The 19912-nt window shown below is 67.4% G+C and carries 17 protein-coding genes; 2 read left to right on the top strand and 15 right to left on the bottom strand.

What is annotated here, in order from left to right; all coding sequences use genetic code 11:
• Window positions 1-140: 140 nt before the first annotated feature.
• The 5 genes from ACLQ3C_RS18220 to ACLQ3C_RS18240 form a co-directional block, all read right to left on the bottom strand.
• A complete protein-coding gene (locus tag ACLQ3C_RS18220) occupies window positions 141-473 on the bottom strand; it encodes a Rieske (2Fe-2S) protein (RefSeq protein WP_425706502.1) in 333 nt (110 codons plus the stop codon).
• Entirely contained in the window at window positions 470-2968 is a 2499-nt protein-coding gene (gene nirB / locus ACLQ3C_RS18225) for a nitrite reductase large subunit NirB (protein ID WP_425706503.1), read from the bottom strand. The genes ACLQ3C_RS18220 and nirB overlap by 4 nt, the downstream gene beginning before the upstream one ends.
• The gene (locus tag ACLQ3C_RS18230) at window positions 2968-3315 is read right to left on the bottom strand and encodes a molybdopterin oxidoreductase (protein ID WP_425706504.1); all 348 of its coding nucleotides are present in this window, start codon (window positions 3313-3315) and stop codon (window positions 2968-2970) included. The genes nirB and ACLQ3C_RS18230 overlap by 1 nt, the downstream gene beginning before the upstream one ends.
• A 182-nt stretch (window positions 3316-3497) precedes the next feature.
• The gene (locus ACLQ3C_RS18235; protein WP_425706505.1) at window positions 3498-5081 is read right to left on the bottom strand and encodes an FAD-dependent oxidoreductase; all 1584 of its coding nucleotides are present in this window, start codon (window positions 5079-5081) and stop codon (window positions 3498-3500) included.
• Window positions 5081-6016: an AurF N-oxygenase family protein gene (locus tag ACLQ3C_RS18240; RefSeq protein WP_425706506.1), complete on the bottom strand. Its 936-nt coding sequence runs from the start codon at window positions 6014-6016 to the stop codon at window positions 5081-5083. Before ACLQ3C_RS18240 ends, ACLQ3C_RS18235 begins: the two co-directional genes overlap by 1 nt.
• A gap of 170 nt (window positions 6017-6186) precedes the next feature.
• Between ACLQ3C_RS18240 and ACLQ3C_RS18245 the strand changes: the two genes are divergently transcribed.
• A complete protein-coding gene (locus ACLQ3C_RS18245) occupies window positions 6187-6957 on the top strand; it encodes an SDR family oxidoreductase (protein WP_425706507.1) in 771 nt (256 codons plus the stop codon).
• A gap of 27 nt (window positions 6958-6984) precedes the next feature.
• Here the strand turns inward: ACLQ3C_RS18245 and ACLQ3C_RS18250 are convergent, their stop codons facing one another.
• The 3 genes from ACLQ3C_RS18250 to ACLQ3C_RS18260 form a co-directional block, all read right to left on the bottom strand.
• The gene (locus ACLQ3C_RS18250) at window positions 6985-9276 is read right to left on the bottom strand and encodes a CocE/NonD family hydrolase (RefSeq protein ID WP_425706508.1); all 2292 of its coding nucleotides are present in this window, start codon (window positions 9274-9276) and stop codon (window positions 6985-6987) included.
• Between the two features lie 149 nt (window positions 9277-9425).
• Window positions 9426-9599, bottom strand: coding sequence for a 50S ribosomal protein L32 (rpmF, locus tag ACLQ3C_RS18255; RefSeq protein ID WP_425706509.1), 174 nt, complete (start codon window positions 9597-9599; stop codon window positions 9426-9428).
• Window positions 9600-9751: 152 nt separating this feature from the next.
• Window positions 9752-10444: a DUF4190 domain-containing protein gene (locus ACLQ3C_RS18260; RefSeq protein WP_425706510.1), complete on the bottom strand. Its 693-nt coding sequence runs from the start codon at window positions 10442-10444 to the stop codon at window positions 9752-9754.
• 141 nt (window positions 10445-10585) lie between these two features.
• On the opposite strand from ACLQ3C_RS18260, the gene ACLQ3C_RS18265 reads away from it, so the two are divergent.
• Complete coding sequence (locus ACLQ3C_RS18265) at window positions 10586-11518, top strand: AEC family transporter (protein ID WP_425706511.1); 933 nt, start codon at window positions 10586-10588, stop codon at window positions 11516-11518.
• A 6-nt stretch (window positions 11519-11524) separates the two neighbouring features.
• On the opposite strand, the gene ACLQ3C_RS18270 is transcribed toward ACLQ3C_RS18265, so the two are convergent.
• The 7 genes from ACLQ3C_RS18270 to ACLQ3C_RS18300 all read right to left on the bottom strand — a co-directional run bounded on the left by ACLQ3C_RS18270 (window position 11525) and on the right by ACLQ3C_RS18300 (window position 19653).
• Window positions 11525-12172: a DUF1707 SHOCT-like domain-containing protein gene (locus ACLQ3C_RS18270; protein WP_425706512.1), complete on the bottom strand. Its 648-nt coding sequence runs from the start codon at window positions 12170-12172 to the stop codon at window positions 11525-11527.
• Window positions 12173-12256: 84 nt separating this feature from the next.
• Window positions 12257-14242 carry a vWA domain-containing protein gene (locus ACLQ3C_RS18275; protein WP_425706513.1) on the bottom strand — a complete coding sequence of 662 codons (1986 nt, stop codon included), beginning with the start codon at window positions 14240-14242 and terminating at the stop codon, window positions 12257-12259.
• 22 nt (window positions 14243-14264) lie between these two features.
• On the bottom strand, window positions 14265-15734 hold the full coding sequence (locus ACLQ3C_RS18280; RefSeq protein ID WP_425706514.1) for a sigma 54-interacting transcriptional regulator: 1470 nt from the start codon (window positions 15732-15734) through the stop codon (window positions 14265-14267).
• A gap of 36 nt (window positions 15735-15770) precedes the next feature.
• On the bottom strand, window positions 15771-18092 hold the full coding sequence (locus ACLQ3C_RS18285) for an ArnT family glycosyltransferase (RefSeq protein WP_425706515.1): 2322 nt from the start codon (window positions 18090-18092) through the stop codon (window positions 15771-15773).
• Between the two features lie 120 nt (window positions 18093-18212).
• Window positions 18213-18797 carry a TIGR03086 family metal-binding protein gene (locus tag ACLQ3C_RS18290; protein WP_425706516.1) on the bottom strand — a complete coding sequence of 195 codons (585 nt, stop codon included), beginning with the start codon at window positions 18795-18797 and terminating at the stop codon, window positions 18213-18215.
• Entirely contained in the window at window positions 18794-19288 is a 495-nt protein-coding gene (locus ACLQ3C_RS18295) for an SRPBCC family protein (protein ID WP_425706517.1), read from the bottom strand. Before ACLQ3C_RS18295 ends, ACLQ3C_RS18290 begins: the two co-directional genes overlap by 4 nt.
• Window positions 19285-19653, bottom strand: coding sequence for an ArsR/SmtB family transcription factor (locus ACLQ3C_RS18300; protein WP_425706518.1), 369 nt, complete (start codon window positions 19651-19653; stop codon window positions 19285-19287). The genes ACLQ3C_RS18295 and ACLQ3C_RS18300 overlap by 4 nt, the downstream gene beginning before the upstream one ends.
• Window positions 19654-19912 lie beyond the last annotated feature (259 nt).

The following is a 19912-nucleotide window of genomic DNA, read 5'->3' on the forward strand; positions in this document are numbered from 1 at the left end:
ACCTCCACGATCATCGAGTCGAGCGAAGACCCGGCGACCGGCCCCCGCGTATCTGCGCCGACCCTACTCGCCAACGGTTCCGGCCACATCTCGGACCGTCGACACTCTTCTCCCGCAGCGTGGGCTCAGATCCACACGGCTCAGATCCACACCAGGATCCGGCTGTCGCGGTCCTCGATGCGGTACGTCCGTACCGAGCCGATCCCGTCGGTCGTGCACCGGCCGTCGACGAAGGCGAAGGCGTATTGGTGTAGCGGGCACACGATCTTGCCGAGGTCGAACTGCCCGTCGGCGAGCGGGCCGCCCTTGTGCGGGCAGACCGCCGACGTGGCGCGCAACGTGCCGTCGGTCATCCGGAAGACCGCGATCTGCTCGTCGCCCACCGCGTAGGCGCGGCCCTCGCCCACCGCCACCTCGGAGCCCTGGCCCACCTCGACCGGTTCGGTGGTGACGGCGCGCTCGAGCGCGGTCATCGTACCGGCACCTGCGGCAGCGGCAGCAACGGCAGCGCAGAGGTGAACTGCGCGTTGGTCTTCGGCTCCTCACGGTCGAGCCACGGGTCGACGTAGGCGCCCACGGCCGCGTCGATCCCCTCCTGCAGCCGGCCGACGAGTCCGTCGCGGTCGTCGACGAGGATCGCCCGCAGCTCCTCGATCCCGACCCGCGGCACCCAGTCATAGGTGCGTTCGAGCCACTTGCCGTTCTCCCGGTAGTGCTGGATGAACAAGCCGCACAGCCGGATCACCTCGTCGGGTGAGTCGGCGGTGGCCAGCAGGTCACCCTTGCGCACATGCGCGCCGGCGGCGCCGCCGACATAGATCTCCCACAGCCCGTTGCCGATCGCCACCACGCCGAAGTCCTTACAGAGCGCCTCGGCGCAGTTGCGCGGGCAGCCGGTGACGGCCAGTTTGAGCTTGGCCGGAGTCTCCAGCCCCTGATAGCGCGTCTCGATGGCGATGCCCAGCGACGTCGAGTCACCCAGGCCGAATCGGCAATAGTCGGTGCCCACACAGGTTTTCACCGTGCGGAAGCTCTTGCCGTATGCGTACCCCGACGGCATGCCCAGATCCGCCCACACCTTGGGCAGGTCTTCCTTCTTGACCCCCAACAGATCCAGACGCTGCCCACCGGTCGCCTTGATCATCGGAATCCGGTACTTCTCGGCCACATCGGCGATCTTGCGGAGCTGCTCGGGTGAGGTGACCCCACCCTTCATCTGCGGCACCACCGAGAAGGTGCCGTCGCGCTGGATGTTCGCGTGCACGCGGTCGTTGACGAACAATGCACCCGGTTCGCGTTCCCAGTCCGATTCCCACACCACCCGCAGCAGCGAGGCCAGCGGCATCTTCGCCGCCGCGTCCTCACCATCGGGTGCGAGCGCGGCGAACACCGCGCTCACCGACCGCAGGCCCTGACGCCGGATCGCCTCGATCAGTTCGGGTTTCGACAGCGGAATACATGGCACATACCAGTCGGCGGAGGCGTCGGCGGTCAGCGACCCACCGGCCGCGTATTCGACGATGTCGACGACCAGGCCCTTACAAGAACCGCACCCCTTGCCCGCGCGGGTGGCCGCACAGACCTCGGCGACGCTGGTGGCCCCGCCCGCCACACATGCGACCAGATCGCCCTTGGTGACGCCGTTGCAGTTGCACACCTGCACGTCGTCGGCCAGCTCGGCGGCACCGGTCTGTGCGCTCGGCGTCCCCATGTCGAAGAGCATCGAGATGCGTTCCTCGGGTAACGGTACCTTCTCGTCGAAGGCCTGGGTGAGGAATCCGACCTTGGAAACATCGCCGAGCAGCATCGCGCCGATGAGTTTGTTGTCGCGAACCACCACCGACTTGTAGATGCCGTTACGCGGTTCGTAGAACTGGACGAACTCGTCGTCCTCGCGTTCGGGACCCTTGACGCCCATCGCCGCGACATCCACCCCGGCGACCTTCAGCTTGGTGGTGAGGCGCGAGCCATGATATTCGGCCCGTGGGTCGGCTCCGGTCAGCACGTCGGCGAGCACCACCGCCTGTTCCCATAGCGGGGCGACGAGGCCGTACACCTCGCTACGATGCTGCGCGCATTCTCCCACCGAGTAGATGAATCCCTCGTCTTCACAACGCATCTGGTCGTCGACGACGATCCCCCGCTCCACCACCAGACCGGCGCTGCGGGCCTGCTCCACATTGGGCCGGATACCGGCGGTCACCACGATCATGTCGGCGGGCAGTGAATCCCCGTCGGTGAACTGCACTCCCGCCACCTTTCCGGCGTCGGTGCGCTGGACCGCAGTGGTGCGTTTGCCGGTGTAGACCCCGACGCCGAGCGATTCGATCTTGTTGCGCAACACCTTTCCGCCGTGCTCGTCGAGCTGCTGATTCATCAGATGCCCCGGCGAGTGCACCACGTCGACGTCGACGCCCTGCGTCCGCAGCCCGTAGGCGGCCTCGAGGCCGAGCAGCCCGCCACCGATGACGATGGCCCGCAGGTGATCCCGTGAGGTCGCCATCTGCAGCATCCCGTTGGTGTCGGCGATGGTGCGGAAACCGAACACCCCGCGTGCCAGGCGGCCGTCGGCCTCGCGGAGCCCGTCCATGTTCGGGAAGAAGGTGTGCGATCCGGTGGCGATGATCAGTACGTCGAAGCCGATGATCCGGCCGCTCTCGCAGGTGACCGTCTTCGCGAAGCGGTCGAGCTCCACCGCGCGATCGCCGGCATACAGGGTGACGCCGTTGTCGGTGTACCACGACATCGGGTTGAGCATCATGTCGTCGTCGTCGACCGCGTTCTCCCCGGCCAGGACGTGCGAGAGCATGATGCGGTTGTAGTTGCCGTACGGCTCGTCGCCGATCATGGTGATGAAGAACTGCTCGCCGCCGTCGCGGGCCAGGATCTCCTCGACCGTGCGGGCCCCGGCCATCCCGTTGCCGACGACGACCAGCCGCCGCTTGGGGGTCGCGTCACCGTCCCACATCAGATGAGCACCAGCCCGAAGTCGATGACCACCTCACCGGCGCACCCATCGGGTGCGGCGAGCACGAGTTCGAGCGTCGAATCCGGGTCGACGTCCTCGACCACCCGCAGCGGGACGTTGACCGCATCCTTGGCCCCGATCGGGAAGATCCGCATCGGGGCGCCGTCGCGGTTGAGCGACACATAGATCAGCTCGCCGGTGGGGTTGCCGCCACGAAAATACAGCGGCTGCGCCGTCAGTCCCGCGGGCACCACATAGGTCAGCGCCGGGTCGATCGGCGCGGGCTTGGTCAGCCCGGAGCCGGTGAACGCGAAGACGCCCTGAAGGAAGTGCGGGGTACTGGACATGCCGCCACTATCCCGACGGCGCATGAAATGCGACTTGCCCGCGTGTTACGGCGATGTTGTGAGACGCTCACCGCGCATACCCGGCGCGTTGCGAATACCGCATGCAGCTATGGCGACGGCCGAGACGATTATTGTCGTGGTCGTCGCCATAGCTGCACTTCATATGCGTGCGGGGCCCTCTATCACCGCTTGCGGCGGCCCGCAGCCCCGACCATGTCGGGGATCCGCGTGAACTTCACGCGCGGACGACCCTGCTCCGCACCAAGCCGGCGCTCGATACGATCGATCGCGCGCATTCCGCGATATCCGATGACATGCCGGGTCCGCTTGCGCAGCAACGCGGTGAACTCGCCGGCCGCACGCGTGGTGCGGGGCAGCTCGCCGCCGACCGCATCCGAGATGAAGTCCTCGACGGTCCGCTGGGCGCATTTCTTGTTCGCCCCGATGCCACCGCTCGGACCGCGCTTGGCCCACCCGAGCACATACCTGCCCGCAAGCACCTGACCGTTCTCGTCGAGCATGCGGCCCGCGTCATTCGGGAAGATGCCGCGCGTCTCGTCGAACGGCAACCCCGGGATCGGCACCGAGCGGTAACCGATCGAACGGACCACGAGGTCGGCGGCGATACGGTGGCTCTGCTGCCCGGTCCGCACCGACACCCCTTCCACCTGCTGCTCGCCGAGGATCTCCGCGGGCGCGCTGTGGAACAAGAAGATGATGCGGCGACGGTTCGGGTCGGCCGGTGCGGTGAGGTCTGGCAGCTGCGCAGCGGGATCGTCGTGGACGACCACCTCGACGCCCGGAATGGTCGAGAGCGCACGGTATTCGGCCGACGTGTAGGCGGCACCGGCCTGATCGCGACGCCCGAGCACGACCACCTCGTGGACGTTCTGCTCCTCGAGGATGCGCAGCGCGCGATCGGCGATGTCGGTGGTGGCCAACAACTCCGGCGGCGAGACGAGAATCCGCGCGACGTCGAGGGCGACGTTGCCGGTGCCGACGATCACCGCACGGCCGGTGGCCGTGTCATCGGAGCGGATCGGCGGGGCGGCGTCCGCGCCGGGAACCGCGTTGTACCAGGCGACCAGCTCGGTTGCCGACGTCGACCCGGCCAGATCCTCACCCGGAATGCCCAGGCGCCGTGACTCACTCGCGCCCACCGCGTAGAAGACCGCGTCGAAGTGTTCGGCGAGTTCCGCCGGCGTGATCTGCCCGGCGTCGTGTCCGACCTCGACGTTGGTGGCCATGGTGACCCGCGGGTCCCGGTACATCAGGTCGAAGCCGCGCAGGACACCCTTGGTGCCCGGATGATCGGGCGCCACACCGGCACGCACCAGGCCGCCCGGCGTGGGCAGTTTGTCGATGACGGTGATCTGCGCCTCGGTCCGGTCGAGCAGGGTGCGCAGCGCGTACCCGCCCGACGGTCCGGTGCCGACGAGCGCAACCCGCAGTCCGGCAGGCAGTTTCGGGATCTCCGGGTACACCACGGGCAGTTGGTCGGCCGAGGCGTCCGGGTTGTTCTTGTAATAGTCGGCGTTGATCTCGATGAACACCTTGTCGCGGGTACCGAGCTTGTCGGCCGGGAAGATGGCGTCCACCGGGCACGCATCGGCGCACGCACCGCAGTCGATGCACACCTGCGGGTCGATGTGCAGGATGTCCGAGCTGCCGAAGCCGCGCTCTTCAGGCGTGGGATGAATACAGTTGACCGGGCAGACCGAGACACATGCTGCGTCGCTGCAACAGGATTGGGTGATGACGTACATCAGAGCATGTGCACTTTCCGGTAGTAATGCATCGCCGGCCGGGTCAGCAGACCGACCTCGTCGAGGAACTCCATCAGGTGCGCACAGCTCCCGCGGATCATCGACTGGAAATGCGAGTTGTGGTTCATCTCCTCGACCGCGCGGTCGGCGTCGAGGCCGGCATCCTCGAAGGCCTTGCGCTGCACCAGACTCGACACGATGAAGTATGCGCCGAGCGAGACGTAGAGCGCGCTGAACTGGCGGCGGAACCAGCCGACACCTTCCATGGACTCGCGCACCTCCTCGCGCGCGAACCTCATGTGCCGCGACTCCTCGAGGACGTGGATCTCGTTGACGGTGCGGATGAACGGCAGGACGCGGTCATCACGCATGCAGCCGCGCTGGAAGACGTCGAGGACCTCTTCGGCGACGAGGATGCCGGCAAAGGCCACCTCGTTCTTGGCGGTGCGCTTGAACAGCTTGCCCAGCCGCCCGACCCACTTGGTGGGCTTGTAGGAGGTGCCGACCATCTTCTCACTGGCCTTGGCGAACATGATCGAGTGCCGGCATTCGTCGGCGATCTCGGTGAGCGCGAACTGGAACTCCGGGCTGTGGTAGGCGCCGAGGTACTGATCGCGGATGACCATCTCCTGCAGGATCATCTCGAACCAGATGCCGATGTTCATGATCGAGGCGAACTCGTGGCGGGTGACCGAGATGCGCTGCTCCTCGGTCAGCTCGTCCCAGTAGTCGGTGCCGTAGAGCGAGGACCACTCCGGGCTGCAGCCGTATTTGGTCGGGTCCATCGGCAGGTCCCAGTCGATCTCGGTCATCGCATTGCGCGAGAGCCGGGCCGCCGAGGCGAGTAGTCGCGCCGACACCTCCTCGGTGCCCTCGTCGTTCATGCTGATGACGACGCCCTCGTCGGTCGCCGTACGATCCATCGCGGCAGTCATGTCGTCTGGCCTCCAAGTCGCTCATGTCTTCTATGACAACGTCTGATGTCATATCAACGCTTATTGTCAAGATAGCAGCCCTGTGTGACGCGGTAAACAACTTCGCTACCATACTCACGAGTAAGTTCTGTGGAGTCACACGTTTATGCAGCTCAGAGCAAGGAGTGCACATGTCATCGATCTTCATCACCGGAGGCGCATCCGGCATCGGACTGGCCACCGCGCAACGCTTCGACCGTGCCGGCTGGACCGTCGGTGTGTACGACGTCAACCAGGATGCGCTCGACAAGGTGCACGCCGATCACCCGAACTTCCACACCGGTGTCCTCGACGTGCGCGAGCCGCAGCAGTGGGCCGAGCAGCTCGCGGCGTTCACCGAGCACACCGGCGGCACCCTCGACGTCCTCGACAACAACGCCGGCGTGCTGGTGGCCGGGCGTCTCGACGAGATCTCGCCGGCGGCCATCCGCGCCCAGATCGACATCGACGCACTCGGCGTCACCTTCGGCGCGCAGGCCGCCTACCCCTACCTCAAGGCCACCCCCGGCGCGCACGTGGTGAACATCGCCTCGGCGTCGGCGATCTACGGCCAGCCGGGCATCGCCACCTATTCGGCCGCCAAGTTCTTCGTCGGCGGTCTCACCGAGGCCCTCGAACTCGAATGGGAGCACGACGACATCCGGGCCGTCAGCATCTGGCCGTTGTGGGCCAAGACCGCGCTGGCCGACAACGACGCCAAGTCCACCAAGACCCTCGGCGTGCGCATCACCCCCGAGCAGGTCGCCGAGAAGGTCTTCGAGTCGGTGCACCCGACCCGCGCCGACCGGCTGCTGCATCGCACGAGCTACTCCGTCGGCGCCCAGACCCTGGTGTTGGGCAATGCCGCCAAGTTCATCCCGAACTTCGTCAACCGCACCGTCAACAAGCTGATCGCGCAGTAACGAGCCGCAACCGCCGGGAATGCGGGGCTACCCGCCGTTCCCGGCGGGCACGTAATGCCGGCACGGCTGCCCGCGCACGCCCTCACAGGTGGTCGACCGGACCGCCGCCGATGCGCCCGGTACGACGGGCAGCACCAACGACGATGCACCCGGACCGAGTTCGACGGTGTCGACCACCCGGCCGCCGGTCGCGGGGGTGCCAAAACGCCACGAGGGCCGGTCGCCGCCGGGGGCGGTGATGGTCACCCGGATGCGTGAGCCCTTGTCGAAGGCATAGGCGATGGGGTTCAGCGCAATGCGCACCGTGTGGAACCCGGGTGAGAGCGGTTGTGGCGCAAGCCAATCCCGCGACGGGTTCAATGTGGTCGCGGCGGCGTTCGTCGCGCGCAGCGAGCTGCGCAGATAACCCGAGGTCACGTACTGTTCGGTCCCGTCGGGCCGTACCTCCGAGATGGTGGCCTGCAGGTCGGTGTCGGGTGCCGATGACGCCAGCTTCAGATCCAGCGACGCCGGACCCACTGCAACGGTGTCCGAGCCGGTTGGCGCACTTGTGAATCCGAGTCCGACGTCGCCGGTGACCGGCGCCCAGTTGTACGCCGGTTCGGCCTTCCACGGATCCTGCGACGCCCCGGATACGTCGAGTGTGCCGGCCGGCCGGCGTGCCGGATCGGGCCGGAATGACACCTGCCCGGCCGGACCGTCGGCGCCGAGTCGCCCGCCGGTTCCCAGTGGCAGGCGGAGGCCGTCACCAACCGACGCCGGCGGCCACGACGAGTACCCTGCCGACCAGGCCGCGGCCGGGTTGCCGGGGGGACCGCCGCCGGTGCCGTTGCCGTAGAAGACCCGCACCCGGGGGTTCTGGACGAACCGGGCGCGCGCGGCGTTCACCGACGGCTGGCCGGAAAGCCGGTCGGTGACGATCGGAACGCCCGGCGCACCGGTCGTCGCCTCGTAGAGCACCGGTCCGAGCGCGGTCAGCGCCGGATCGGGTGGCGGAACCCGTTTGGCCACAAAGAGATTCAGGAACTCGTACCACGAGCTGAGGATCTGCGGATGTGCCGAGTCGAAGTGTGCGCCGTTGATCGCGGTGACCCACACGTTGGGGTTGTGCGCCAGCCGGGGAATGATCGAGGTCCATTGCGGGCCGGTCTGTTCGTCCTGGAGCGCGCCGGACAGGAACACCGGCACGTCGATCCGGGGCGCCCAGTAGGAGGGCGACCGGTGGTCGAACAATGACGGTGTGCGCGTGGGGTTGTCGGCGACGAGCTGTTTGACGTCCTGGGTCTGCAGCCGCAGACGCTGATTGGCCTGGCACACCCGGTCGCCGTCGGCGATGGCCACCCGCGGATAGGGTTGGCCTCCTTGCGGTGCGGGCCGCGCGTCGTCCTGGCGTTCGGTGAGCCACGAGTTGGCGAAGCCGGTGTTGAAGATGCCGCCGGGAAAGCCGGTCGAGTACAGATCGTCGGTGATGCTCATCGGCGCGATGGCCGCCAGGCTGGGCGGGCGAGTTCCGGCGACCGCGATCTGGGAGATGCCGGAGAACGAGATGCCGATCATCCCGACCTTGTGCCCGGCGACAAAGGATTGCCGCGCAACGGTCTCGATGACGTCATAGCCGTCGTAGGTGGTCGGGTAGTCGAAGAGATCGAATGCCCCTCCCGAACAGCCACTTCCGCGCATCTGCACATTGACCGTGGCGAAACCTGCTGCGGGTCCGGCGATGCCGCCCAGCATGGTGGCGATCGCGGGTGCGCGCGGATCGGACACATGCGCGATCGAGCCCAGGGCGCCGAGGACAAAGTCGCCGGGTGCGGCCGTCTGATAGCCGGAGTATTCGATGACCGTCGGAAACGGGCCGTCGGCGAGGGTCTTTCCGACCGGCAACCGCACCATCACCGCGAGGCTGATCCCGTCGCGCACCCGGATGTAGTTGTATCCGGGTTTGAGATGCTGCCGATAGAGATCGGTCGGCGGCGGCGAGGTGTCGAGCACACCGAATACGTTGCCGGGCTTCCCGTCGACGGCGAACCGGTAGCCGCCGCCCGGCGCGAGATCGCGCACCACAAAGGACCCGAGCTGATCGACCCGGCCCGACCCCACCTGCGCGCCCGAGGCGTCGCGGAGGCTCACCGACGCCCCCGGCGTCGCGCCGGTCAGGTAGGCCTGTGTGACGCTGCCCGCGCCGACGCCCGCCTGCACGGCGGCAGCGGCCGGGCCGACCGAGAGCGGCACGATGACGGCGAGTACGCCCGCCACGACAACTGCGACGAACCCGCGCACACCGAACAGACGACGACGATCAGGTTTTTCCCCCGGCATGGTCTGACGATACGACGATCGGCCCATCCGGGGATGTGGATCGATCGATACAGTCAGATCGATCCGAATCGCCTGCCCGCCGACAGCAACGACCGCCCCGCGGAGATCGCGGGGCGGTCGGTACGTGTAGGGCCCGGTGGGCCGGTCGGTCAGCGGCGGTCGAGATCGATGATGCCGGCCTGAGCGGCCTTGACGAGGCGGCGCGGAATGCGCTGCGCAACGCCGTTCACCTTGACCTCTTGCAGTACGGGGTTGTCCGCCTTCCACTGCGAACGACGGCTGCGGGTGTTCGCCCGCGACATCCGGCGCTTCGGTACAGCCATGATCGTGCCCTTCTCTACGTGTTCTCGCCGTCCATCCGCACCGACGGGCGGGGAATGGTTGGTCCTGGTCAGCGCCTCCGCAACCCGGCGGGCGCGATACGCAACCCCACCAGACTACCCGGCCGGTGGTCGGGGATCCAAAACGAGCCCCGTCAGTTGTAGGACGACGAGGACGAGGAGGCGAACAGAGCTACGCCCGCGATCAGGTAGATCAGGACGTAGACGATGACGATGACAAGAGAGATCGCGCCGATGATGATGCCCGCGAGCGCCATTCCCTCCCCCTCCTCGGTGCCCTGCGAGTTCTTGATCTGATTGCGCCCGATCACTCCGAAGACGATGCCGAGCCAGCTGAAGCACCCACATCCGACCAGCGACACTACGAGTGCGGCGATCGCCATGGGATTCGTCCGGCGTGCCGGTACTCCGAGGTACGGCTGCCCGTACCCGGGCTGGCCGTACGCCGGTTGGCCATACGTGGGCTGGCCATAACCGGGCTGGCCGTACCCCGGTTGGCCGTACCCCGGTTGGCCGTACCCCGGTTGGCCGTACCCCGGTTGGCCGTACCCCGGTTCGCCGTACCCAGGCTGTCCGTATTCGGGCTGTGCATATCCGGGAGGCGCATATCCCGGCTGCGCATATCCCGGCTGCTCGTAGCCGGGTGGCGGTACCGCGGGCTGGGGTGCCGACGCCTGGTTGAGCTGGGTGGCCTGCCATTCGGACAGGTCATCAGGTGTCGATGCCGACTTGTTGAAGTTGATCTTGGGTTGATGGACTGTCGTCTCGTCGCCCGGCGACGCCCCTGATCCGGCCCACTGTCCGTGGTCATCGTGCGGTGAAGACATCTGTCGGCCCTTCGTGTTCGGTCGCCCCCCGGGGAGCGTGATGCGGCCCAAGCGTAACGAACCCCGGCGGCCATCACCCATCCCGATTGCCCCGACTCATCCGTTCGAACGGCAAATCGATACGGCAATACACTTGTCCGAGTGTCAGGCGTCTTCTCAGGGTTCACAGCGATTTTCATCATGGTCGGCGTCGGCTTTCTTCTCGGTCGCACCGGAGTTCTCGGGGAACACGCGGGCGAGGTGCTCTCACGCCTCGTGTTCTTCGTCGCGACCCCCGCGCTGTTGTTCCACTCGCTGGTGACCACCGATCTGTCGGCGGTGTTCTCCACGACACTCGTCATCGCCGGCGGCAGCGCGCTGGCGATCGCCCTCGTCTACCTGATCGTCGCCAGGGCGTTCCTCCGGCGACCGGTTCCCGAACTCGTCATCGGCGCGCTGTCGTCGTCGTATGTCAACAGCGTGAACCTTGGTGTGCCGATTGCGATCTTCGTGCTCGACGACGCGTCGTTCATCGCTCCGCTGCTGCTGTTCCAGATCCTCATCTTCTCGCCGATCGCGCTCACCGCACTCGATCTGACCGCCCTCGAGCGCGGTACCGGCCGCCCGTTTCGCGACGCGGTGGTCCTGCCACTGACCAACCCGATCGTCATCGGCGGGCTGATCGGCGTGGCCATCTCTGCCATCGGATGGACGCCACCACAGGCGATCCTGGAACCACTGAACATGCTCGGCAATGCCTCGGTGCCCGGCGCCCTGCTGGCGTTCGGCCTGTCGCTCACCGGCGTCACGATCTTCAAGAAGGGCGAGAGCCCGCGCCGCGACATCGTGCTCGCCACGGTCCTCAAGACGGTCGCGATGCCGCTGCTGGTGTATGTGATCGCCCGGTGGGGCTTCGGCGAACAAGGGCACAAACTGTTCGCGCAGACCGTGATCGCCGCGCTTCCGACGGCACAGAACGTTCTGGTGTATGCCACTCGGTATCGGCGGGGGCAGGTACTCGCGCGCGACGCCGCGCTGATCACCACCATCGCGTCCATCCCCGCCATCGCGATCATCGCGTGGCTGCTGGCCTGAGTTGCGCTACCAGAGTTTGCGCGGCTTCTCGCCCCGCTCTTTGCGTTTCACCTCGACGCCACCCATCAGCGCAAACCCGGTGACGTGGACGGTGGGGGCACCGGGCGCGCCCGGGCCCGATGCCCGGCCGCTGAAACCGCCCATGATCGCGGCGCCGCCGATCTCGACGGTCACGTCCGGCGGCACGGTGATGTCGACGCCACCCATGACGGCCACACACTGGATCGTCAGCACCGGCGCGGTGAATTCGACCTCCCGCAGATCGATGTCGACGCCGCCGAGGATGGCGGTGGCCGACAGGTGCTCGCCCACCGCGGCCTGCCCGTTGAGCTCGGAACCCGACAGGATCGCGAGCCGATTGTGAACGGGCTCGCGGCCGCTGCCGGAGGTGATCGTGGACGGGTACGGCGCGTCCGGCGCAGGTAGCGCCACCCCGAGCTGGGTGACCGGCAGATCATCGGTGAGGGCATCGAGCTCACCAAAGGTCTTGGCCATCACCGCCTTCCCCGCACGCTCCTCATACTCGACCGGCGACAAGCTGCCCTGCGCCATCGCCGCGGACAAGATCTCGTGCACCAATTCACGATCGGCGTCGGCGGCGCGCAACCGCGATCGGCGGTCGTCGTCGTGGGTGGGATCCTCTGCAGTGCTCACCGTGTCAGGTTAAACCCGCACCGCGGGCTCGGACATGAGTGAACACCCTGAGATACGACCCTGAGTCGGGCCGCGCCGGCCGGGTCAACCGCGCCGCGAGCCCCGCCGCGAGCGTAGATAGTCGCCGACGACGGCGGCACCGAGTCCGTCGACGTCGGGGGCGACGACCCGCCCGCCGATCCGGCGCGCGATCTGATCCATGAAGTGCGCCAATCCCGGATCCTCACCGAGCCGGAAGAACGTCACCTGCGCGCCGAGGCGGGCGACGTGGTCGAGCTCCCGGACGGTCAGTGCGATCGTCTGCGGATGCGGCGGATAGAAGAAGAACGGCTCGCCGCTGGGATCGAGATGGGCGGTCGGTTCGCCGTCGGTGACGACGAGTACCACCGGTTGCGCGTTGGGGAAGCGACGCAGATGTCGCTGAGCCAGCAGCAGCGCGTGATGCAGGTTGGTGCCCTGCTCCATCCGTGGCTGCAACCCGGTCAGCTCCGCGATGTCGATCGAACGCGCATAGCGGCCGAAGGCGATCACATGCAGCTCGTCGCTGCGGAAGCGGGTGGAGATCAGGTGATTCAGCGCGATCGCCGTACGCTTCATCGGCGTCCAGCGACCCTCCATCTCCATCGAGAACGAGGTGTCGACGAGCAATACCACCGCGGCCTGCGTGCGGGCCTCGGTCTCGGCGACCTCCACGTCCCGGACGTCGATGTGCACACCCGGATGCGCCTCGGTGGTTGCCGCGCCCTCGGCTGCGCTGCGCAGCACGGCGTTGGAGATGGTGCGCGAGACGTCCCACGGATCGGTGTCGCCGTAGGCCCATTCCCGGGTGCCGCCCGACGGCTCCCCCAGCAATCCGCTGCTGCGTGTCTGCCGATCGCCACGGCCGCGCATCTGCTCGGCGATGTCACGGAAGATCGACTGCCCGAGCTGCCGCATCGCCTTGGGACTCAACCGGAGTTGGCCGTCGGCAGTGCGGTCGAAGAATCCTTCTTCGCGCAGCGCCTTCTCCAGCTCCGCCAGGGTGCGCGCGTCGATCCCGGCCTGCTCACCGAGCTGCCGCTCGAGGGCGTCGATGTCGATGTCGTCCATCTGTGCGCCGGCGTACTGCTGCGACAACTGCTCGGAGAGCGCCTCGAGCTCGGAGATGTCACGCAACGCCGCGGCACCCTCCCCCAGCCCCATCTGCTGATCGCCGGAGAACTCCTGGGCGTTGTCCCAGTCGAGCCCCGGGCGCGCCTGCCGCAACGCCGAATCCATCTGGGCGAGTTGGCCCATCAGATCCGGCGAACCGAACGCCTGTTGCGCCAGCTGGTCGAGCTCGGCACGCTGCTCGGGGGTCAGCGAGTTGTAGAACTGCTGCGCCGCCGCCGCCCGCTGTGCGAGTGAATCGATCAATTCCTCGGTGTTGCGCGGGTTCTCTGGGAACCGATCGCCGTGCTTGGCCATGAACTCGTCGAAGGCCTGCGAAGTATCTTCGCCCCGGTTGTGGGCGTCGAGTAACTCGTTGAGGTCTGAGAGCATCTCCGAGATCTGTTGGCGATCTTGGTCATTCGCGCCCTCGAGGGCCTCCTTCATACCGGCGAAACGCTGATCGAGCAGTTCGCGGCCGAGCAGGTCCTTGATCTTGTCGTAGTCCTGACGCGCCTGCGGACTCCGCCACTGATATTCGGACAGTTCTTCGACGGCCTGTGCGGTCGACGGTGGCAACGATCCGATCTGCATCTCGGCGAAACGCGCTTCGTCATCGAGGTCGCGCGCGAGTTGCTTACGCTCCTCGAGGACCGCATTGTCGAGCAGCTCGCGGATCTCGGCGAACGTACCGTCGAGATTGCGGTTCTTCAGCAGCTCCTGCCTGCGCCGGTTGACCTGCTCTCGCAGTTTGTCGAGGCCCGCCATGTCTTGCGACCCGCGCCGCAGGAACTCCCGCAGCGCACGCTGCGGACTGACGCCGCTCATCACGTCGTCGCCGATCTCGTCGAGCGCCTCGCGCAAATCCACCGGGGGCGCAAGCGGATCGGGCCCGCCGGTGTAACGCTGGTATCGGGACCGGTGAAACTTGTTGTGCACCATAGGGTTCTCCCGCCTGTGCCACTCAGCCGTAGATCGTCTGACCCGACTCGTCGGCTTCTTTGCCGATCCGCCGCGCCAAGAAAAGTCCTTCCAGGGCCAATTCGACCGCACTGGCTCGTTCTCCGTCGGAGTCGGCCTCGAGTCGCTCGGCGATCTCGGTGAGCACCCCCGATGTGGTCTCCGGCGACGGCAGCGACGCCAGGAAGTCGGCGGCGGTGACCCTATCGCCGGTGACGACCAGCTCGCCCGATTCCAGCGCCGACACCAGCGGCGCCATGTCGATGCCGCCGAGGTGTGCGCGCACCGTGTCGGCGACCGAACGGCGCATCAGATGCTCCAGGATCTCCAGTTCGCGTCCCTCTTCGCCGGACTCGAATTCGATCTTGCCGCGCAACACCTCGATCACCGACTCGAGGTCGACGACGCGCGCCACCGGCACCTGCTCGCCGGCGACGGCCGAACGGTGCAGGGCCGCCGCGGCGACCGTCTCGGCGCCGGCGATCGAAAAGCGCGCCGACACACCGGATCGCTGGTCGATCGACGGATGGTCACGGGCGTAGCGGGTGAACCGCGCAAGGATCTCGGTGATGAACGTGGGCACCGTCGCCGTGAGGTCGGCCTCCTGCTCGATCACCGCGATCTCGTCGTCGAGTTCGAGCGGATAGTGCGTGTGGATCTCCGCGCCGAACCGGTCTTTGAGCGGGGTGATGATGCGACCGCGGTTGGTGTAGTCCTCCGGGTTGGCACTTGCCATCACCAACACGTCCAGCGGCAACCGCAGCGTGTATCCGCGGACCTGGATGTCGCGCTCCTCCATCACATTGAGCATCGAGACCTGGATGCGTTCGGCCAGATCGGGCAGCTCGTTGATGGCCACGATGCCGCGATGGGCACGCGGGATGAGACCGAAATGGATGGTCTCGGGGTCGCCGAGGCTGCGGCCCTCGGCCACCTTCATCGGATCGATGTCGCCGACGAGATCGGCGACCGACGTGTCCGGGGTCGCCAGCTTCTCGCTGTAGCGCTCACTGCGATGGCGCCATTCGATCGGCAGGTCGTCGAGAAGGTTGGCGGCCTTGCGAATCGAGGCGGGTGTGATCGGCTCGTACGGATGCTCGCCGAGCTCCGAACCGGCGATCACCGGGGTCCACTCGTCGAGCAGACCGGTGAGGGTGCGCAGGATGCGGGTCTTGCCCTGGCCGCGCTCACCGAGCATCACGACGTCGTGTCCGGCCAGCAGAGCGCGCTCGAGCTGCGGAATCACCGTCGCCTCGAAGCCGACGATGCCCGGCCACGGGTCGGTGCCCGCGCGCAGCGCGGTGAGCAGGTTGTTGCGTATTTCGTCGCGCACGCTGCGCTGAACATGATCGCTTGCGCGTAGTTCACCGAGGGTGCGGGGAGAGGGATGTCGGGTTTCGGTGGTCGTAGAACCGCCGTTCGGGGCTTCGGTGTGGATGCCCCCGGTCGTGAAGTCTTCTGCCACCTCGTCCACGGTACGCCGCAGGTGATTGCGCGCGCCGGGTTCACCTCAGCCGGCGACGACGGGGCGGGGGTTGTCCGTCGAGCCGGGAGTGATGTGGTGGCGGCCGGAGCGGCCGCCGGGCCTGCCCGTGGGCGTGGTACCACGGTTGGTCGACCGGCCGCTGGTGTGCGCGGCCGGGGCCGGCTGGGTGGTCGTCGGCTGGGTGGTCGTCGGCTGGGTGGTCGTCGGCTGGGTGGTCGTCGGCTGGGGCGATGGTGCCACGCCGAGGTCGTAGACGGTGTAGTCGCCGATCGTGGTGCCGTGGAAGTTCGCCTGCACCCATTGCTGGATCTGGGTGGTCACCGAACTGCGGCCACCCCCGAATCCGTGTGCTGCGAACATCTCGGCAACGGCGGCGTCGGCACCCGCACCGCCGGATGCACCACGGCCGCCGCCTGCGCCGTCGGATGCCAGGTAGTAGCCGACGTCCTTGTCGGCGACGTACTTCTGGAACTGCGCGAGGCTGGGCGCGGGATCGCCCGAGAAACCGCCGATACCCATCACCGGAACCCGCGCGGCGAGTTCGACGCCCGATGCGGTGGCGGTACGCGAGACCGCCGCCGCCCAGCGGGCGTGGCTGCCCTGCAGCATCGACTCGAGTTGTGCGGGCACTCTGGTGGCCCCACCGCCGAACCCGCTGCCGCCCATTCCGCCGGCCCCGACGCCGCCCGCGCGGCTTGCGCCGGCGGTGCTCGCGATGTGACCGGTCGGCGATCCCCGGTCGGGCAGGACCGAAGGGCTGCCGCCGGTGTGTGCGACGGTGTCGCCGGTGATCGCGTACGCCGCGGGCGCGGCGAAGACACCGATGAAGCCCAGGATTCCCGCCGCAACTGCCACCCGGCGCCCGAACCTGCCCGGCACGAGGACGAGCACGGCGGCCACGACGGCGGTGCCGAGCACCACCCAGCGCAGCCACGGCTGCCAGCCCGGCTGGCGATCGAGCAACACAAAGGACCAGATGCCCGCCGCGGCGATCATCGCGGCCAATCCGCCGCGCGCCGTGTACCGCCGCCACGACACCAGATCCTCACGTGCACACCAGGATTGATAGACCCCCAGGCCGACGAGCCCGGCGATCGGCGGCGCGATCGCGAGCGAATAGTACGGATGTGCCGTTCCACCCATGTAGGACAGCAGCAATCCGTCGACGAGCAGCCAGAGACCGAACAGGACCGCCCCCGCACGTACGAGGTCGGTGCGCGGACGCCGGCCACGCAAGGCGAGGAGGACGATGAGTGCGACCAGTGCGGTCGGCAGCAGAAACGAGATCTCGCCGCCGAATTCGCCGGTGAACAACCGCGTGATGCCCGGCCCCGATCCGAACATCCCGCCGAAGCCACGTCCGCCACCACCATGGCCGCCGAATCGGTCTGCGACGGACGGGTTTTCGCGCATGAAGTCCGTCATCGCGCTCGAACCGCCGTGCGCGCCGGCACCGCCGCTGCGGCCCTGCACCCGGTCGAGCCCGTTGTAGCCGATCACCAGATTCATGAAGTTGTTGTCGGTCGACCCGGCGAGGTACGGCCGCGACGACGCGGGCCACAGCAGCGTCAGGACGACATACCATCCGGCCGAGACGGCAAGGGCGACTGCGGCGACGAGCAGATGGCCGACGCGACGCCAGAACGGCACGGGTGCGGCGAGGAGGTAGACGACGCCGAGCGCCGGGAGCACCATCAGGCCTTCGAGCATCTTCGCCAGGAACGCGAATCCGAGTGCCACCCCGGCCAGCGCCAGCCACCGCATCGAACCGCGGGCGGTGGCGCGCATGGTGCAGTACGCGGCGGCAGTCATCAGCAGGACCATCGCCGCGTCGGGGTTGTTGAACCGGAACATCATGGCGGCAACCGGCGTCACCGCGAGCGCGAACCCGGCGAGCAGCCCGGCCGGACGCCCACCGATACGGGCGACCATCGCATACATCAGTGCCACCGCGGCGACGCCCATCAGGGCTTCGGGGATCAGCATGGCAGCCGAGGAGTATCCGAAGATCTGGCCGGACAGGCCCATCACCCACTGCGACACCGGTGGCTTGTCGACGGTGATGAAGTTGGCCGGGTCCACCGAACCGAAGAGCAGCGCCTCCCAGTTGCGTGAACCCGCCCACGCTGCGCCGGCGTAGAAGGTGTTTCCGTCGCCGTTGATGGTGATGTTCCACAGGTAGAGCACCGCGGTGGTGACGAGCAGGGCGGCGAGCAGCGCCCGGTCCCGGCCGGTTGCGGGCGGCAGGGCCGCATCGCTCGGGATCGTCTCGTCGACGCGGCGGGGTGAGTGGGCAGCGGTCTCGGCGGTGTCGAACGTTGCGACGTCGGGTCGGGTTGCGGTCACGGTGACGATGGTCCGCCGGGTCCACTGGCTTTCCGGTGTGCGCCACCTGCGAGCTTGCTGTGAGCACCGGGGACCGGGCCACACAGAATCGGCCACACGGAATCGGTCACACGGAATCTCTCAGATGGTGGCGGTCGGCGCCCACGCCGGGTCGCGGCCGATGAAGCCGATCAGTGCGGTGACGGGGTCGGCGTCCGCGGGCACCGGCACCGCGGGGCCGTACTGTCCGGAGCTACGGAGTACCTCCTCCATCCCCCGCATACCGGCATGGAGTTGCGCGGCGAATTCGGGGTCGAGGTGTGCGTCGCGGCCGGCCGCGGCAGAGAGATCCCAGGTGTGCATGAACACATCGGCGGTGTAGAACATGTCGATTGCGTCGGCCAGGCGGAATTCGCCGATCATGGGATGGGTGAACGCCTCGCCCGCTGCGGGCCCGTCGAGCAGCGTCGCGATGTCGCGTCGGCGGGCATCCCATGCGGCCGCCGGATCGTCGGCGACATCGGGTACGCCCGGCAGGTGTACGCCGCCGGCGGAGAGAAATCCCGGGAACCAGTCGATGAGATGGGAGACCACGTCGCGGGCCACCCATCCGGCCACCGGCGTCGGAGCGTCCCAATCATCGACTGCGGCAATCTGTTCGGCGAATCCCTCAGCGATCACGGCATGTCGCTGCGCCGGGGGCATCTCGGCGAGGGGCGCGCTCACAGCTCTCCCGCGGCGAGCATGCGGTCGAGTGCGGCATAGCCTTCGGCGACACCGGCTTCCATGCCCGATGCGAGCCAGCCATCGCGCGCCTGGAAGCTGTCACACAGCGATTGGGCGCGCAGCCGCGTGGTGCCGTCGCCGAGGTCGTCGAACCACAGTGTCTCCAGCGACACCTCGTCGGGCATGCCCTCGAAGGTGAAGGTCTGCACGATCTTGTCGTCGGCGACGGTGTGGAAGCAGCCGCGGAAGCCGTACTCCTGCCCATCGTGTTCGGAGACGTAGCGCCAGCTGCCGCCGTTACGGACGTCCCACTCGATGATGCGGCTGGTGATGGTGTCCGGCCCGACCCAGCGCACGAACAGTTCGGGGTCGGTGTGGGCGCGCATCAGCTGGGACACACTGCCACGGAAGTCGCGGGTGATGCGGATGATCGGCACCTTTGCGTCGGCTTCGATCGTGGCCTCTGGATAACGGGGCTGGGTGGTGGTCATGATGCCTGTCCTCTTCTCTCGGGTCGGTCGGTCTCGGCCGGGTTGTCGTTCATCTCCACCAGCAGTGCGTCGAGGCGCCGGTAACGCTCCTCGGCCCGTCGGCGGTATCGCTCGATCCATGCGGTCATGAGGTCGAACACCTCCGCTTCCAGATGGACCGGACGCGTCTGCGCCTCCCGTGTTTTCGTCACCAATCCGGCGTCCTCGAGGACCTTGAGGTGTTTGGACACCGCCTGGACGCTCACGTCGTACGGTTCGGCGAGCGCAGTGACCGTCGCATCGGAAACGGCCAGTCGCGCAACAAGGTCGCGTCGAGTCGGATCTGCCAGTGCGGCAAAGACCTTCGACAACTCGTCGTCGGCCATCGGTTCCTCACTCCATGTCTTCGGCTTGTGGTCGGTCTTCAACCGATTGGTTTAATACGAGGGTGAGCGCCGACCGCAGCTTTGTCAACCCTCGGTTGAATGCGACGTAGTTGAACGACGTAGTTGAATACGGTGCGCGGTGCAGCTGACGACGTCAGCGTGGGTGGGTGACGATGGTCTGCCCGGTGTCGCGGTGACGCCAGGTGACGGTGCGGTCGATGTTCAACGTGGGCCGCCAGATCCCGAGGTGCTTGCGTTG

Origin of the sequence: Gordonia sp. DT30, from assembly GCF_049844915.1 — a bacterium.
In the GTDB taxonomy this organism is placed as follows: domain Bacteria; phylum Actinomycetota; class Actinomycetes; order Mycobacteriales; family Mycobacteriaceae; genus Gordonia.

Coding starts and splice junctions, on each gene's coding strand:
- ACLQ3C_RS18220 (WP_425706502.1), bottom strand. CDS start 473: ATGACCGCGCTCGAGCGCGCCGTCACCACCGAACCGGTCGAGGTGGGC.
- nirB (WP_425706503.1), bottom strand. CDS start 2,968: ATGTGGGACGGTGACGCGACCCCCAAGCGGCGGCTGGTCGTCGTCGGC.
- ACLQ3C_RS18230 (WP_425706504.1), bottom strand. CDS start 3,315: ATGTCCAGTACCCCGCACTTCCTTCAGGGCGTCTTCGCGTTCACCGGC.
- ACLQ3C_RS18235 (WP_425706505.1), bottom strand. CDS start 5,081: ATGTACGTCATCACCCAATCCTGTTGCAGCGACGCAGCATGTGTCTCG.
- ACLQ3C_RS18240 (WP_425706506.1), bottom strand. CDS start 6,016: ATGACTGCCGCGATGGATCGTACGGCGACCGACGAGGGCGTCGTCATC.
- ACLQ3C_RS18245 (WP_425706507.1), top strand. CDS start 6,187: ATGTCATCGATCTTCATCACCGGAGGCGCATCCGGCATCGGACTGGCC.
- ACLQ3C_RS18250 (WP_425706508.1), bottom strand. CDS start 9,276: ATGCCGGGGGAAAAACCTGATCGTCGTCGTCTGTTCGGTGTGCGCGGG.
- rpmF (WP_425706509.1), bottom strand. CDS start 9,599: ATGGCTGTACCGAAGCGCCGGATGTCGCGGGCGAACACCCGCAGCCGT.
- ACLQ3C_RS18260 (WP_425706510.1), bottom strand. CDS start 10,444: ATGTCTTCACCGCACGATGACCACGGACAGTGGGCCGGATCAGGGGCG.
- ACLQ3C_RS18275 (WP_425706513.1), bottom strand. CDS start 14,242: ATGGTGCACAACAAGTTTCACCGGTCCCGATACCAGCGTTACACCGGC.
- ACLQ3C_RS18295 (WP_425706517.1), bottom strand. CDS start 19,288: ATGACCACCACCCAGCCCCGTTATCCAGAGGCCACGATCGAAGCCGAC.
- ACLQ3C_RS18300 (WP_425706518.1), bottom strand. CDS start 19,653: ATGGCCGACGACGAGTTGTCGAAGGTCTTTGCCGCACTGGCAGATCCG.